Raw genomic sequence first — 15,166 nt, 5'->3', positions numbered from 1 at the left:
CTCAGTGACTCCCTTCCCAGATACGGCGATAGACGCGATAGCAGCGGGTGGCGATCGATGGCTGGATCGTACGGGCCTGACGGGTCAGCAGATCGACGATGGTCTCCGCGTTGCATAGCTGCCGGCTGCCCGGCGCGACATACACCGGGTAGAGGATGAGGCTGCCAGCGACCAGCGCGTCGAGCGTCAACGGGCGGCGGCGCGGAAATCGACAGCGATCGTGCGTCAGTCCCCAGCCGGCGTAGAACGGCATGCCGTAGGTATGAACCTCGACGCCGCGCAGCAAAGCTTCGAAGCCGCTGAGGGAGCTGATCGTGTGCAGTGCGTCCACGCGCTCGAGCAGCAGCGCGATATCGGTGCATGGCAGCTCGATGTCGTAGAGCCGTCGGGCTTCGGGTGGCAGGGTGCCGAGTCTCGCGCCCGAGACTACATCGGGGTGGGGTTTGTAGATCACCACGGCATGCGGATTGGCCTGGCGGACGTTGGCCAGCAACTGATGATTGGTTCGAATTTCGGTCGGATTACTGGTGATCGAGGCGTCGGTCTCTACTTGCCCCGTCACCAGAATCAGCGGCACGTGGCGTCGTTTCAGCACCTCCAGACGGGTCAGATCCTGTTGACCGCTATGGCGGTCCACGTTGTATTTGCTCAGTCCCTCGGCCACCAGCCGCCGGCGCAGGTTGGCCGCACGCTGCAACAGCCTTCGCGAGAATTCGGTGGTGGCCAGCAGCGTTTCCAGATCGCTCGGGCGGCGCCCGGCGTAATGGACGCCGGTAGCATCGAGTGCAAGCGAGCAAGGACGTGTCAGGTCCACGCCCAGCCCCACGGAGCGCAGGAATCCATCCTCGGCACGCCAGAGGCGCTCATGGCCCCGCCAGGCCGTTGGGCACAGGCGTCCCCAAACCAGCAGCCGTGGCGGAATCGTGGCCGGATTGACGGCCTCATGCGCCATTGGCGCCGCCACGGAGCCCTCAGGGGAGGCGTTCGGGCGCTTAGCTCCAGTGGTATCGTCGGTCTCGCGGGGCTCTCTCGTCACATGGGCCAGTTGGGCATCGGGGCCCAGAAAATCGCCCAGGAAACCGCGTTTCCAACGAGAGAACCCGTGGGCGACCCAGTGACCGCTCAGGCGATCCCGCTGTCGCTTCTGATCGGCGATCAGGTCGATCGTCGCTTCCAGTGTGCTGGGTTGTCCGGTGATCGGGTTGGCGTATCGGCTGTAACGCAGATAGGTCGCGGCGAATAGCTGCAGCAGATCGCGGGGCACGCCGCGTCGCTCGCAGGTCTGGCGGTCCTGTGTCAGTCCCCAGCCGGCGTAAAACGGCATGCCGTGGCAGTGGACGGGTTTGCCGGCCATCAAGGCCTCGAAGCCGAGCTGACTGGTCACCACGTGTACCACATCCACTTGATCGAACAGCGCCCAAGGATTGATATCCTCGGTGATCAGACGTATACGCGGGTGCTCCGCCGCGACGTTTGCCAGGTAGCCGCGGCGGCGTCCGGCGATGACGTCGGGATGGGTCTTGACCAGTATCTCTGCGTGCGGATGCTCGCGACAGGCAGTCGCCAGCATGGCCTGGAAAGTGGCCGCATTGGCGCGCCCAAGCGTGACCGAAGCGTCGCCGCAGGTCTGATCGACCACGAGAATGCGCTCTCGGTCGCCGCGCGAGAGCGATCGGTCCGGGGCATGGTTGTATTTCGAAAGTCTCAGCTCGCGGATCTGTCGCAGGCCATCCCGGGCACGCTTCAGCTCCTCGGCGGAGAAATCTGCTCGCCATATCGTCTGCTCGAGATCCGACGCGCGCCCGGCGTCGTAATAGATGCCGCTGAAGTCGACAATCATGCTATGCGGCTGCGCTTTGGCAATGCCGAGCTGAAGCGAGCGCAGGAAGCCATCCTCCAGGGCGACGTAGGGCAAGTGGTGGCGCTGCGCGTAGCGGTGCGCCTTCACGCCGCTGGGCTTCAGCCCCCAGCCGAGTACGGCATCGACCTGCCGGCCCAGACGTCCATGAAGATAAAGCAGGCGATGGAATTCTGGCAGCAGTGCCTTCAATCCGTGCCAGCGCGATAGCCCCATGGACAGGTAGGCCGCCGTCATCGTCGACGGCGTCGTCATCGCCGGGGTTGGCGTGATCGGCATGTGAGTCAATGCGGAACGCTGGGATATCATGGCTCGGCTCACGTCGTGAATCGTTGTGTTTGTCATCAACGAGATAAACTCGGGAGCCGGATAAGCATGAAGTTTATTAAGGCAATAGATCGAAAAATACGCACAAATAATGGCGAGGCTCGGCGGCACTTGCGCCGGGTCATTATTTGATTGCTACGATCTGCAACATTGCTGCCTGCGCCGTTCATGGCGCGCTTCATGCTGAGAGGTGAAAGAGCTCGGCAACCCCGAAACGATTTAACACGCTGTCACAGTTTGACTATATCTCGGGGTCGACTTTCTGCCATGAACCGTTTTTGTGAATTTGGCGTTGGCTTAAATCAGGGGGGCGATAAAATACGGCATTAAACTATTAAGACTTATGGATGATGTCGATTAAATTAATCATTGTCGGGTTGTGAAAGAAGTTAACCAGCTCACCGGCACGCACCTCGCCGATGCCGGGATAGGTTTGCCAATCCGCGCGCGAGCGCTCGCGCAGACGAGCCAGCGGCGCTGCCAAGGCGTCGTCACGTACCGCGTCGGGTATCGACGGTAGGCCAAGTGCAACCAGCCAGCGTGTGATCTCCTCCTCCCGAGTAGCCCGAAAGGCCGCCGCCCAGCGACGGGCGCGAGCCTCGCCGACCCCGGGTAGCGTTACCAGCTGTGCCGGTGTCAGTGACTGCCAGTCGAGCAGGCCGTGAACCAGCCCGTTATCCACCAGCAGCTGCCAACTGGCGGGGCCGACCCCGGGGATATGCAGTCCCTGTCGGCCGCCCAGCCAGGTCAGCCGGGCTAGAAACTGTGCCTTGCAGCCTTCTTCTTCGGCCGTTAGACACGAGAGCGCGTTGAAACGCCTCTCGTCGGGCCACTCCATCCTCGGGCGTGGCTGCAACGGCAGAACCACACGATCCAGGTGCGGGATCGTTGCGCCGGCGAGGGATAGCATTACCTGATCGCCTGGGCGGACGTCCAGTTCGCGCCAATGCGCCACCGAGCCCAGACTCACCGCGCTGATCTGCCGGTCGGCGAGTTCGACCGGGCGCAGTTGCGCGACCGGGGTCAGGCGACCGGTGCGACCGACGGAGATATCGATATCGGTCACCACGGCCAGGGTCCGGCTGGCCGGATATTTCCAGGCGGTGCTCCAGTCAGGCGGTGTCGCTTGCCACCGGGTCCCGTCTGGCCGCTCCCGGCGCTTGATCACCACACCATCCGACGCGAAAGGGAGGGCGGCTTGGAACCAGTGCTGACGCCAGCGCGCGATCTGAGCGGTACGGGTGACCGCTCGAGTATAGGTGGCGGTGTCACCGAAGCCGAGAGCCGTCAGTCGCGACAGCCGCTGGGTGCCGTCTCGCGGTCCGTCGGGCCAGGCCCAGGCAAAGAAGCCGATACGATCGCCATCGGATCGCGAGAGTCGATGTCTGGCCATCAGTCCGGCGACGGTGGCGCGGGCGGCCGTGCCGCCGTCTCGCTGCTGGGTATGTCCTTCGAGCTTGAGGTAAAGCTCGCCCTGGAGCGTGGCATCGATAGCGGTCGGAAGGCGTTGAGGGATTGCCCGGACATGAGAGACCTGAGCTGTCCAGTCCTGGCCGAATTCGCCATCGCCACGGCTAATGGCCGCCATCAGCACGCCCCGGCGATAGACCAGGGTGACGGCGACACCGTCGACCTTGGGTTGAATCCAGAGCGGCGCACCTGATTGGGCGCTCACCCAGGTCTCGATGGCGTCACGGTCGGGCAGTTTTTGCTGCCCGGTTTGCGCATACGGGTGGTGGATGAGATCGCCGCGAGAAGACGGTGTCGACGGACCAGCGGGCTCGGCGTCCGGCTCGAGGCACGCTCGCCAACGAAGCCAGCGGCGCCTGGCCTCGTCGTAGACACCATCCGCGACAAGGCGCTGTGCGTGATGATAGTAAGCGTCGTCCCACGTCTCGAGCTGACGGGTCAGGGAGTCGTAGGTTGCCTGGCGCGTCGCCGGGCTACCGGCGGGGCAACGGTCACCCTGCGAGGAAGCCTCTCCGGCCACCGTGTGACTGGCAACCAGGGCGCACAGTCCGGTCGTCAGCAGTGCCGACAGCCAGCGCCGTCGCGAGATCATGAGCAGTATCGGTTCAGGGCCATGTCTCTTTCAACGGCTAGGATCGCGGTTTCTTGAGCGCTTCGGCGGCCTGTTTTCCTGTCGACGATGTCAACGCCACGACACGGCTCTGTCGTGACGGCCCTGTCATGACGGCCTTGTCATTGCCTGTGCCGAGGTCGTCGTGTGGCGCGCCTGTTCGACCGGTTTTCAGGACCCGCTGGCGGTCGCTGGGCGAACGCGGAAACGAAACGGCCCCGCACATGGCGGGGCCGTCAGCGCTATCTGGCAATCAGGCCGCGCGCGACGGCCTGGTGCCTGGGCTCACTGAGCCTGTTTGAACTGGACGTAGTCCAGCAGGATCTGCGAGGTTTCCTGGAGTTCGGCACGGTCGATCGGCTCGTCTTCTTCTTCCGCGCGTGCCTCTTCGTCCTGGCCGCGCGCCTCGGATGCCGAAGTCTCGTCGGACGGGGTGTCGCCGGACGAGGCGTCGCCGGGTGATGCCGCATCGCTTGGCGTGCGCGCATCGGCCCAGTTGTCGAGCTGTTCCAGACCGAGCGAACGACGACGCTGATTCTCCAGGGCCAGTTGTTCGCCCTCCTGGGCGTCCATTTCGCGCTGACGCTGCTCCCGATTGAGGCTGATGCTGGTCTGCTGTTCGCGAAGCCGCTTGCTCAGCTGCGCCTGTCGCTCGAGATAGACGAAATCCGGATCATCGGCAATACGCTGCTCGTGGCGATCCTGCAGCGCTTCCAGATAGCGCCACGGTTCGCCGTAGAGGCGATATTGCACCGGGCGAACGCGGTCCCAGGGCAGGGCATTGTCTAGCGCGCTCTCGCCGATTTCCTCGGGGTCGATCAGGCTGGGATAGAGAATATCGGGTTCGACACCGCGATGCTGGGTGCTCTCGCCGGAGATGCGGTAGAACTTGGCGCGTGTGAGCTTGATCTGACCATGGCTCAGGTCGCTCAGTGTTTGCACGGTGCCCTTGCCGAAGGTACGGCTGCCAATGACGAGGCCTCGACCATAGTCCTGTATCGCGCCGGCAAAGATCTCGGAGGCGGAGGCAGAGAGGCGATTGACGAGCACCGCCAGCGGCCCATCGTAGACGACGCCGGAGTCGGTATCGCCGTAGAGATTGATGCGTCCGCCGGCATCGCGGACCTGCACCGTCGGACCACGATCGATGAACAGGCCGATCATCGAGTTGGCTTCCTGCAGCGCGCCGCCGCCGTTGTTGCGCAGGTCCAGCACGATGCCCTCGACCTGCTGCGCCTTGAGCTTCTTGATCTCCATGGCGACGTCGCGGGTGGTGCTGCGATAGTCGGATTCACCCGCCTGCCAGGCATCGAAATCGACGTAGAACGCCGGCACCGTGACGACACCGACGCGGTGCGTCTCGCCGTCGCGCTCGATCTCTTCGACGCGGCTGTGGGCGGCCTGGTCCTCGAGCTTTACCGTATCCCGCACGATATTGACCACATGCGTTCGGGTCACGTCGACCGCTTTCGCGGGGATGATGTCGAGCCGCACGGTGGAGCCCTTCGCGCCACGGATGAGATCGACGACTTCGTCCAGGCGCATACCGACGACATTGGTCATCTCGCCGTCCTCGCCCTGACCGACGGCCACGATGCGATCGGCCGGCTGGAGAACGCCGCTCTTGTCCGCCGGGCCGCCGGGCACAAGGCTCGAGACCTTGACGTACTCGCCGTCGCTCTGCAGCAGCGCACCGATCCCTTCCAGCGAGAGCCGCATCTGGATGTCGAAGGATTCGCTCTGCTGGGGAGAAAGGTATTCGGTATGCGGGTCGACCGTGCCGGTCACCGCGGCCATCAGCAGCACCAGAACATCTTCCGGGTTGGTCTGGCGCACGCGGTTCAATTGATTGGCATAGCGATCATGTAGCGTTTCCTGGATCTCTGCCGGCGACTGGTCGTTGAGCGAGAGCGTCAGTGCTGCATTTTCCAGGCGCTTGCTCCAGAGGTCATCCAACGACTCTTCGTTGCCGGCCCAAGGGGAGTCTTCACGATCCAGCGCCAGTCTCTCGTTGCTGGCGTAGTCGTAGTCGATGCCCTGGTCCACGCGATCGACGAGCCACTGAAGCCGCGCTTCGACACGCTCCTGATAACGTGAATAGAAGGCGTAGACACGCTCGAGATCACCCGATTGAACGGCATCGTCGAGGCTGCTTTCGAGATCGCTGAAGTTGTCGACGTCGCGCTGGAGGAGATAGGCGCGCTGGTCGTCCAGTACGTCGAGCAGGCGTTGGAAGGCTCGCTGTGACCACTCGTCGTTCATGTCGACGTCGGCATAGGAGCCATACTGCAACGACTCCGCGACATCGCTTGCTGCCTGGCGTTGCTCATCCGTTGGGGTGGGGCCGGCCAGCGCCGCAGCGCTAGAGACCAGCAGTAACAAGCACGCGGCCGCGCACCTGGCGGCAACAGTCAGGGTCATCAATGAAGCACTCCCGGTTTCCTGTACACTCTCTTCCCTAGAAGACCACCGGATCCATGAATCTTTTTCAGGTCCGGGGTCCATTGTAGCAGCCCGCTCGTTCGACTACAGACCAACATCCGAGGAATCCCATGCCCGCGACTGACGACGCTGCGAGCCGCGTCGACCGATTGATCGACTTCCTGGCACGCTCTCCTTCTCCCTGGCACGCCACCGCCAATCTCGCCGCCCGACTGGAAGCCGCCGGCTACCGGCGGCTCGACGAGACCGAGTGCTGGCAGTTGGCGCTCGGCGGGCGCTACTACGTGACGCGCAACGACAGTTCACTGATCGCACTGCAATTGCCGACGGAACCCCTGGCAGCGTTGCGCATGGTCGGGGCACATACTGATAGCCCGGCACTGCGCCTCAAGCCGGAGCCGGCGGTCGTCAGCCAAGGCTGGTTGCAGCTGGGTGTTCAGGTCTACGGCGGAGCACTGCTGGCACCGTGGTTCGACCGGGATCTGGGGCTGGCCGGGCGCGTGCATGTTCGTCGAGCCGACGGCGGACTGCAAGGGGTGCTGCTCGACGTGGCCGAGCCGATCGCGATCATCCCCAGCCTGGCGATTCACCTCGATCGCGAAGCCAACAGTGGCCGGGCGTTGAATCCGCAGACCCAGATGGCCCCGCTGCTGATGCAAGGCGGCGATGCCCCGGACCTGGATCGCTTGTTGAAAACCTGGATCGCGCGACAACATGATATCGACGTTGCCGAAATCGTCGATTTCGAACTGGGCTTCTACGATGTTCAGCCGCCGTCGCGGGTTGGCGTGAACCGTGAGCTGCTGGCGAGCGCCCGACTCGACAACCTGCTCTCCTGCTTTATCGGGGTTGAAGCGCTGCTGGCATGCGACGGCACGCAGGGTGCGGTGTTCGTGGCCAACGATCATGAGGAGGTCGGCAGTGCCAGCGCCTGCGGTGCCCAGGGCCCATTCCTCGCTGATGTCTTGCGGCGCGTCAACTCGGCGCTAGGCGAGGCGGGCGACGAAGGCTTCGTGCGGCTGATTCAGCGTTCGCTGATGATTTCCTGCGACAATGCCCACGCTGTCCACCCCAACTTTGCGGACAAGCACGATCCCGGTCACGGCCCCCGACTCAATGCCGGGCCGGTCATCAAGACGAATGCCAGCCAGCGCTACGCGACCAACAGCGCCACAGCGGCTCTGTTTCAAGATCTTTGCCGCGAAGCCGACGTGCCTGTCCAGCAGTTCGTCACCCGTGCCGACATGGGCTGCGGCAGTACCATCGGGCCGATCACGGCGACCGAGCTCGGTGTGCCGACAATCGACGTCGGTGTGCCCCAGTTCGGCATGCACTCCATTCGCGAGACTGCCGGCACGCACGACCCCGAGTACCTGATTCGGGCACTCACCGCGTTTTTCGAGCGGCCGTCGCTGAAGGTCGAGTAAGTCGCGAGGCGAGGCTCGACCGACAGTCTCGCCCGGCACACCGGTCATCCGGTGTGCCGTCTGGTGACCTGATGCGGCACTCGAGCCTGGCGAGCCCCGGCATCCACTGTTAATCCCCGTCGGCGCCGGCGACTGTCGCTTTGGCTATGCCGATTTGTTTATGCCTTTTCTTGTTTTATGTCCCTCTTGTTTTATGCCCCCTCGCGGTAGCCGGCCCCCGGTCGCCGGCATATCGGTGCGCGCCCTGTACGCTTCCCCTTGATCTTTGGCAGCGATCATTGCCGAATTAACGGTACGTTATGGCTGACAAGGAAAAAGCATGGCCCTCAATTTACGCCAGATCGAAGTCTTTCGGGCTGTCATGACGACCGGCAGCATCAGCGGGGCCTCGCGCGTTCTGATGATCTCCCAGCCGGCGGTCAGCCGCATGCTGTCGCACACCGAGCAGCGTATCGGATTCCCGTTGTTCGAACGCGTCAAAGGTCGGCTGTACCCGTCGCCGGAGGCGCGCCGGCTGTTTCGCGACGTCGAGAACGTCTATCGCGATGTCCAGCGCGTCAACACCACGTTGCATGACTTGACGCAGCGCCGGCACGGCGTGGTTCGCATCGCTGCCAGTTCCAGTCTCGGCCATCAATTGGTGCCTTGGGCGATTACCAGCTTCCGGGCGCAGCACGATGTCAGGGTCAGCCTGGATTGTCAGCGGCATGTGCAGCTGCGGGACCAACTGCTGGACCGCCAGGCGGATCTCGGCATTTCGCTGTTTCCGGTCAATCATCCCAACCTGGAAGTGCATCCGTTGCATCAGGCGCGCATGGTCTGTGTCTGTCCGGTCGACCATCCACTGGCGGATCGCGGCACGGTCACGCTGGCCGAGTTGCGTCAGTTCGACCTGATCGGCTACGGCGCGGAGACGCCGTTCGGCCAGCATATCCGCTCGGCCTTCGAGAGTGCTGGAGAGCCCTGGCGGCCGGCGACCGAGGTGGACTCTCCGCACTATGCCTGCGCGTTGGCCGACGCGGGCGGCGGCATTGCCTTGATTGACGAGTTTACGTGGCGGGGATGGCGTGGAGACCGCTTGACGGCCGTGCCATTGCCGGATGAGCAGCGGCTGATCGTCAGTCTCGCCTATCCGCGCACGGAGCCGTTATCGCAGCTGGCGCGAGCTTTCATTAGCCACCTCGATGCCGCTTTCGCCCGCTGCGGGGAGTCGGGCATGGAGTTAACATAAAGTTATGAATCGGCAATGAATCGGTATACGACAGCGGCAGGGTCAACGCAGACACTGAGGTGCGATAAGCGACGTCGATCCGCAGCATGACGTCGATCAACGACACAACAGTAACAGGCGGACAGACCATGCGTGAGTGGGTAATCGGTGCGGCTCAGTTGGGAGCCATCCAGAAAAGTGACAGTCGAGAGGCCGTTGTGGGGCGCATGATAGCGCTGCTGGATCAGGCGGCGGCCAAAGGCTGTGACCTGGTCGTGTATCCCGAGCTGGCGCTGACCACGTTCTTTCCGCGCTGGTACATGGAAGATCAGGCCGAAGTCGATACATGGTTCGAGCGGGAGATGCCGAATGCCGCAACGCAGCCGCTGTTCGATCGCGCTCGTGAGCACGAGATCGCGATCTCTTTCGGCTATGCCGAGCTGACGCCGGAAGGCCGGCATTTCAATACCTCGATTCTGACCGACCGTCAGGGCCACATTGTCGGCAAGTATCGCAAGGTGCATCTGCCGGGGCATGTCGAGTACGACACCGAACGAGATTTTCAACACCTCGAGAAGCGTTATTTCGAGCCGGGCGATCTGGGATTCGAAACCTTCGATAACGAAGACACGCTGATGGGTATGTGCATCTGCAACGATCGACGCTGGCCGGAAACCTGGCGCGTGATGGGGTTGCAGGGCGTGGAACTGGTGATGCTGGGCTACAACACTCCATCGATCAACTCTCAGAACCGTGGCGAGGGCCTGGAAAAGCGGCTCTATCACTCGGAGCTTTCCGTTACCGCCGGGGCCTATCAGAACGCCACCTGGGCGGTGGCGGTTGCCAAGGCCGGAGTCGAGGACGGGTTTCCGCTGATGGGCGGCTCTATCATTGTCGATCCGGACGGCTTCGTGGTCGCGCGCACCGAAACGGAGAGCGACGAGCTGGTGACGGCGACCTGCGACATGGATCGATGCCAGTTCGGCAAGCAAACCATTTTCGACTTCGCGCGCCACCGTCGCGTCGAACACTACGGTCGAATCACGTCGCAGACAGGCGTTAAGCGCTGATCGTCAGCGCCGCGTCTGACCGGGGCGTGCGATGCCAGGATGGTGTCATGCCATCCTGAGCCGATGCGTTGCCCCGGCCGCCTACACAACAACAACTCAGAGAAGCCCAGATGAGTCACTCTTACGATGTGCTCTTGCGCCATGGCACGCTCGTCGATCCAGAAAACGGTGTGCACGGTGTCCGAGATGTGGCGATCCGCGAAGGGCGGGTCGTCGAGGTGGCGCCGACCATCGCCGGTACGGCGGCTCGAGAGCATGATCTCGCTGGCCGTGTGGTCATGCCCGGTATCGTCGATATGCATGTGCATCTCTCGCCGTTTCTGGGGGGCGGCTGCGGCCATCGCATGCTGGCCCTCGCGGGGGTGACGACTGCACTCGACATGGCGGGGCCAATCGAGGGTGTCGTGGATCTGGCGGCCCGACACGGCTGCGGCCTTAGTGTGGCCTGCGTCAACTATCTGCGACCGGGGCACACGATCGACAGCGACAACCCCTCGCAGCACGCGATCGACAGGGCGTTGACACACGCGCTCGGGCAGGGTGCGATCGGACTCAAACTTCTGGGTGGGCACTATCCGTTGACTGCCGAGTCGACGGCTCGGGCCATTGCGACAGCGGCTTCTCGTGGTGCTTATGTGGCCTTCCATGCCGGCACCCAGTCGGCAGGCTCCAACATCGAGGGTATGCGGGAGGCCTGCGAGTTGAGTGCCGGACACCCCCTGCATCTCGCGCATATCAATAGCTACTGTCGCGGGCAGATCCACGATGCGGTTCAGGAGGGCGAAGAGGCGCTGTCGCTCTTGGCCGCGCATCCGCATATCCGCTCCGAGTCCTATCTGGCGCCGTTCAATGGTGTCAGCGGTGAGTGCATCGAGGGCGTGCCCGGCAGCCGGCTGGCCATCTTCGGTCTCGAGCGCGGCGGTTTCTCGCCGACCAGGGCCGGCATGCGCGAAGCCATCGAGGCCGGCTGGGCGCTGGTCAACGTGGAGCGCGACGGTGTCATCGAATTGATCGGAGGGCGCGAAGGAGTCGCCGCGTGGCAGGCACGCGACTCCCAGATCGGCATCAGTTTTCGTGCCAATCCTCCGGAGCCGCGTTTGCGGCTGGTGACGGCGACGCGAGATGACGGCCGCTACGCCGTCGATGCGCTGGCCACCGATGGTGGTGGCATCCCCCGCAACGATATCGTCGCCCGCGGGCTGGCGCTGGTGCATCTGGATGCGTTGAGCCTGGAGGGCTTTGTGCGCAAGGCCAGCCTGCATCCGGCAAGGATTCTTGGCCTATCGAACAAGGGGCATCTCGGTATCGGGGCCGATGCCGATATCACCGTGCTGGATCTTGAACGACGCCGCCCGATCCTGAGCTACGCCCACGGTGCCTGTGTGTTGGATGGCGACAGCGTCGTCGGCGACGGTGGGCGAATGGTCACTACACCGGCAGGCGAGGCCTGTATACGGGACGCGGGGCTGGAGGCGATCGTTGTCGAGCCCGACACCCTGCTGGCGTCGCCGCAATGAGCCCGGCGCTGGCGACAGTCCCTTTCCGCTGACTTCCGGCGTGATGACCGGAATCGAATTCGTTTCAAAGGACGCATCATGACCTACGACATCCTTATTCGTCGTGCAAGCATCGTCGACGGGACCGGCGCCGAGCCCTATATCACGGACGTGGGCGTATACGACGACCGCATCGTGGCCATTGGCGAGCTGTCGACGGCTTCGAGCCGTCAGGTGATCGAAGCGGAAGGTCGCTACCTGGCCCCCGGCTTTATCGACGTGCACACCCACGACGACAACAGTTCGATTCATCAGCCGACAATGCTGCCCAAGATCACCCAGGGCATTACCACCGTGATCGTCGGCAACTGCGGTATCAGCGCTTCGCCGGTCAAGCTTGCCGGCGAAGTGCCCGACCCGATGAACCTGTTGGGCGAGAGCGATGACTTCTTCGCTACCTTCGAGGCTTTCGCCGATGCTGTCGAAACGGCGCAACCCGCCGTCAACGTGGCGGCGCTGATCGGGCATACCACGCTGCGTGCCGGGGCCATGAACCGCTTTGATCGGCCTGCCACGGAGGCGGAGATCGACACCATGCGCGAGTCGCTTCGCCAAGCGCTGCGCGCGGGGGCTATCGGGCTCAGCACGGGTCTGGCCTACACCAATGCACGTCAGGCGACGGCCAATGAGGTCAAGGCGCTGGTCAAGGTCGTCGGCGAAGAGGGGGGAATCTATACCACGCACATGCGTAACGAACGCGAGACGCTGTTCGAGGCGATGGATGAAGCGTTCGAGACCGCCGCGCATGGCAATGTGCCGCTGGTGATTTCGCATCTCAAGTGTGCCGATGTCGAGAACTGGGGCAAGAGCGAGCATGCCATCGAGAAGCTGGAGCAGGCGGCGGCCCGACAGCCGTGTAACTGCGACTGCTACCCGTACTCCGCCTGCTCCACCACGCTGGATCTCTGGCGCGTATCGGACCAGTTCGACATTCTTGTCACCTGGTCCAAGCCACACCCTGACATGGGTCGCAAGCTGCTGAAGGACATTGCCGCCGAGTGGGAGGTCGACATGACCGAGGCGGCGCGGCGTCTGATGCCGGCCGGCGCGATCTACCACAACATGGACGAAGCCGACGTTCGCCGTGTTCTGGCGCATCCGTTGACGATGATCGGGTCCGACGGATTGCCCAGCGACCCCAACCCGCATCCCCGGTTATGGGGAAGCTTCCCGCGCGTGATCGGCCACTACTGCCGTGACGAAGGGCTATTTGCACTGCCGGAAGCCATTCGCAAGATGACGTCGATGTCGGCGGCCCGCTTCGGGCTAACCGACCGGGGTGTCATCCGCGAGGGGGCCTTCGCCGATCTGACCCTGTTCGATTACGACAGCGTGCTGGATGGCGCCAGCTTCGTCGAGCCGGCGACGCCGGCCATCGGCATCGAATGGGTCATGGTCAATGGTCGCGTTGCCCTGACGGCGGGAGAAGTCCAGCAGCGTAGCGGGCGGTTGCTGAAACGTGAGGGCGTTATCGATTAACGCCGTGTTATGGCGCGGCGACAAAAAGGTATAAGACGCCAGCCCGACGCTCGCTGACCATGAGGGAGGGGCATTTTCGTCCCTCTCGACCTAATGACAACGACAATTGAGGTAGAACAATGCCAACGACAACTTTCCGTGATACCCGTCCGTTCACGTTTTTGACTTCGGGCTTGGCCGCCGTCGTGTTCGCGGCCGGGACGACGCTCCTGTCCGGCGAGGTTCACGCCGCGCAGACGCTAACCTACGCGACCAACACTTCGCCTACTGGCCTGCGTGGCGAGGCGGAGCAGGGCTTTATCGATGCGCTGGCCTCGGTCTCCGGCGGCGAGCTCAAGGTCGTTCCCTACTGGGGCGCCTCCGTCCTGAAAGGTGACGAGACGTTGGGCGGTGTCAAGAACGGCGTCGCCGACATGGGGTTCATCAACCTGAACTACTACCCCAACCAGCTGTTGCTGAATGGCGCCTTCCAGCTGTTCCCGGAGGGGCCGGGGAGCTATGCCGGCAAGATGCAGGCCTACCATGATATCTACGATCAGGTGCCGGCGCTGCGTGAAGAGTTCTCTCGCCAGGGGCAGAAGATTGTCTATCTCTACCCGTACTTACCCTATGCAGGGGTCTTCAATGAGCCTGTCACGTCATTCGAGGATTTCGAAGGGCTGCGGATTCGTGCTTCCAGTCAGTGGGTGCTGAACTTGCTTGGTGGCCTGGGCGCCACGCCGGTTTCCGTGCCGTGGAGTGACACTTATCAGTCGCTGCAGTCCGGTGCCATCGATGGCGTGTTCACCAACTACGATAGCCTGAGCCGAACCGGCATGGACGAGGTGGCGCCCAACATTCTGACGACTCAGCGTCTGTGGGTCGCTTCCCCGATGGTCATCACGCTCAATCAGCAGAAGTGGGCGTCGCTCTCGGAGCAGGAAAAAGCCTGGTTTCAGGAAGCTGCCGCCAAGGCTGAGCAGACGTTCGGCGACTACTACGCCAATGAATTCGACCGCATCTCCACGCAGCAGCAGGACGCGGGTTATACCGTTACCGCCGCCTCCGAGGAAGATATCGAACGTTTTGCCTCTCTGCCGGCCGTCGACGATAACCGTCGCATCTGGATCGAGAGTGCCGAGGAGGCTGGCGCCGATCATCCTGGAGACATCATCGAGCAGATGCAGACGATCATCGATGCCTCTTCTGAAGTGAATTCAGAAGCAAGCGGGTCATGAGCGAGTCGTCCCCGTCCCAGGCGCGCAAGCCGCGCCTGTTGACGCAGCTCAATCGATGTCTGGCAGAGCTTTGCGGCTGGCTGTTGCTTGTGGTCGTACTGTTCATGGTGGTCGATCTGGTCGCCCGTGGCTTCTCCCGACCGCTTTACGGCGTCTCCGAGCTGGCCATGTTCACCATGATTGCGATCGTGTATCTCGGCCTCTCTCACGCCGCAGAGCGAGAGGCGCACATTCGGGTCGAGTTTCTGACGGATCGCCTCTCGGGTTTGCCGCGTCGTCTGCTGGAGGGATTCATCACGCTCGTCTCGCTCCTCACGGTGCTCATCGTGGCCTGGGCGGTCTGGCATAACGCCGTGGGTGCGCTGGAGAGTCGTCAGGCCATCGCCGGTCCACGCCCGATCCAGGTCTACCCGGTCAAATTCGTGATGTTCGCTGCCTTGGCTCTCTACGCGCTTCAGCTCTGTCGACGTCTGATCAGCCTGCGTCGCCGTTGATTATTG

At 63.0% G+C, this 15,166-nt stretch carries 10 protein-coding genes; 7 read left to right on the top strand and 3 right to left on the bottom strand.

Annotation, left to right across the window (positions count from 1 at the left end; genetic code table 11):
• Position 1 precedes the first annotated feature (1 nt).
• The 3 genes from MC381_RS13920 to MC381_RS13910 form a co-directional block, all read right to left on the bottom strand.
• Positions 2-2,167, bottom strand: coding sequence for a capsule polysaccharide biogenesis protein (locus MC381_RS13920; RefSeq protein WP_251978346.1), 2,166 nt, complete (start codon positions 2,165-2,167; stop codon positions 2-4).
• A 352-nt stretch (positions 2,168-2,519) separates the two neighbouring features.
• Positions 2,520-4,247 (bottom strand): NAD-dependent DNA ligase LigB, encoded by a 1,728-nt coding sequence (gene ligB / locus MC381_RS13915; protein ID WP_251978345.1) that lies wholly within the window; start codon positions 4,245-4,247, stop codon positions 2,520-2,522.
• Between the two features lie 303 nt (positions 4,248-4,550).
• Positions 4,551-6,686, bottom strand: a complete 2,136-nt coding sequence (locus MC381_RS13910) for a carboxy terminal-processing peptidase (RefSeq protein ID WP_251978344.1) — start codon at positions 6,684-6,686, stop codon at positions 4,551-4,553.
• 131 nt (positions 6,687-6,817) lie between these two features.
• Here MC381_RS13910 and MC381_RS13905 point away from each other — a divergent pair, with 131 nt between their 5' ends.
• From MC381_RS13905 to MC381_RS13875, 7 genes are all read left to right on the top strand, one after another.
• Positions 6,818-8,134 (top strand): M18 family aminopeptidase, encoded by a 1,317-nt coding sequence (locus tag MC381_RS13905; protein ID WP_251978343.1) that lies wholly within the window; start codon positions 6,818-6,820, stop codon positions 8,132-8,134.
• A 319-nt stretch (positions 8,135-8,453) separates the two neighbouring features.
• The gene (locus MC381_RS13900; protein ID WP_251978342.1) at positions 8,454-9,365 is read left to right on the top strand and encodes a LysR family transcriptional regulator; all 912 of its coding nucleotides are present in this window, start codon (positions 8,454-8,456) and stop codon (positions 9,363-9,365) included.
• A gap of 128 nt (positions 9,366-9,493) precedes the next feature.
• Positions 9,494-10,414: an N-carbamoyl-D-amino-acid hydrolase gene (locus MC381_RS13895; protein WP_251978341.1), complete on the top strand. Its 921-nt coding sequence runs from the start codon at positions 9,494-9,496 to the stop codon at positions 10,412-10,414.
• 110 nt (positions 10,415-10,524) lie between these two features.
• A complete protein-coding gene (locus tag MC381_RS13890; protein ID WP_251978340.1) occupies positions 10,525-11,931 on the top strand; it encodes an amidohydrolase family protein in 1,407 nt (468 codons plus the stop codon).
• Between the two features lie 78 nt (positions 11,932-12,009).
• The gene (locus MC381_RS13885) at positions 12,010-13,449 is read left to right on the top strand and encodes an N-acyl-D-amino-acid deacylase family protein (RefSeq protein WP_251978339.1); all 1,440 of its coding nucleotides are present in this window, start codon (positions 12,010-12,012) and stop codon (positions 13,447-13,449) included.
• A 119-nt stretch (positions 13,450-13,568) separates the two neighbouring features.
• Entirely contained in the window at positions 13,569-14,666 is a 1,098-nt protein-coding gene (dctP, locus tag MC381_RS13880; protein ID WP_251978338.1) for a TRAP transporter substrate-binding protein DctP, read from the top strand.
• Positions 14,663-15,160, top strand: a complete 498-nt coding sequence (locus tag MC381_RS13875) for a TRAP transporter small permease (protein ID WP_251978337.1) — start codon at positions 14,663-14,665, stop codon at positions 15,158-15,160. Before dctP ends, MC381_RS13875 begins: the two co-directional genes overlap by 4 nt.
• Positions 15,161-15,166 lie beyond the last annotated feature (6 nt).

The sequence above is a fragment of the Salinicola avicenniae genome (genome assembly GCF_023736115.1).
In the GTDB taxonomy this organism is placed as follows: Bacteria; Pseudomonadota; Gammaproteobacteria; order Pseudomonadales; family Halomonadaceae; genus Salinicola; species Salinicola avicenniae.
The sequence above is the reverse complement of the archived record's forward strand: the minus strand, read 5'-3'. Positions and strand labels throughout refer to the sequence as shown.

Bases quoted from the DNA above. Each gene is read 5' to 3' on its own strand.
- MC381_RS13920 (WP_251978346.1), bottom strand. From the start codon at position 2,167: ATGATATCCCAGCGTTCCGCATTGACTCACATGCCGATCACGCCAACC.
- ligB (WP_251978345.1), bottom strand. From the start codon at position 4,247: ATGATCTCGCGACGGCGCTGGCTGTCGGCACTGCTGACGACCGGACTG.
- MC381_RS13910 (WP_251978344.1), bottom strand. From the start codon at position 6,686: ATGACCCTGACTGTTGCCGCCAGGTGCGCGGCCGCGTGCTTGTTACTG.
- MC381_RS13905 (WP_251978343.1), top strand. From the start codon at position 6,818: ATGCCCGCGACTGACGACGCTGCGAGCCGCGTCGACCGATTGATCGAC.
- MC381_RS13900 (WP_251978342.1), top strand. From the start codon at position 8,454: ATGGCCCTCAATTTACGCCAGATCGAAGTCTTTCGGGCTGTCATGACG.
- MC381_RS13895 (WP_251978341.1), top strand. From the start codon at position 9,494: ATGCGTGAGTGGGTAATCGGTGCGGCTCAGTTGGGAGCCATCCAGAAA.
- MC381_RS13890 (WP_251978340.1), top strand. From the start codon at position 10,525: ATGAGTCACTCTTACGATGTGCTCTTGCGCCATGGCACGCTCGTCGAT.
- MC381_RS13885 (WP_251978339.1), top strand. From the start codon at position 12,010: ATGACCTACGACATCCTTATTCGTCGTGCAAGCATCGTCGACGGGACC.
- dctP (WP_251978338.1), top strand. From the start codon at position 13,569: ATGCCAACGACAACTTTCCGTGATACCCGTCCGTTCACGTTTTTGACT.
- MC381_RS13875 (WP_251978337.1), top strand. From the start codon at position 14,663: ATGAGCGAGTCGTCCCCGTCCCAGGCGCGCAAGCCGCGCCTGTTGACG.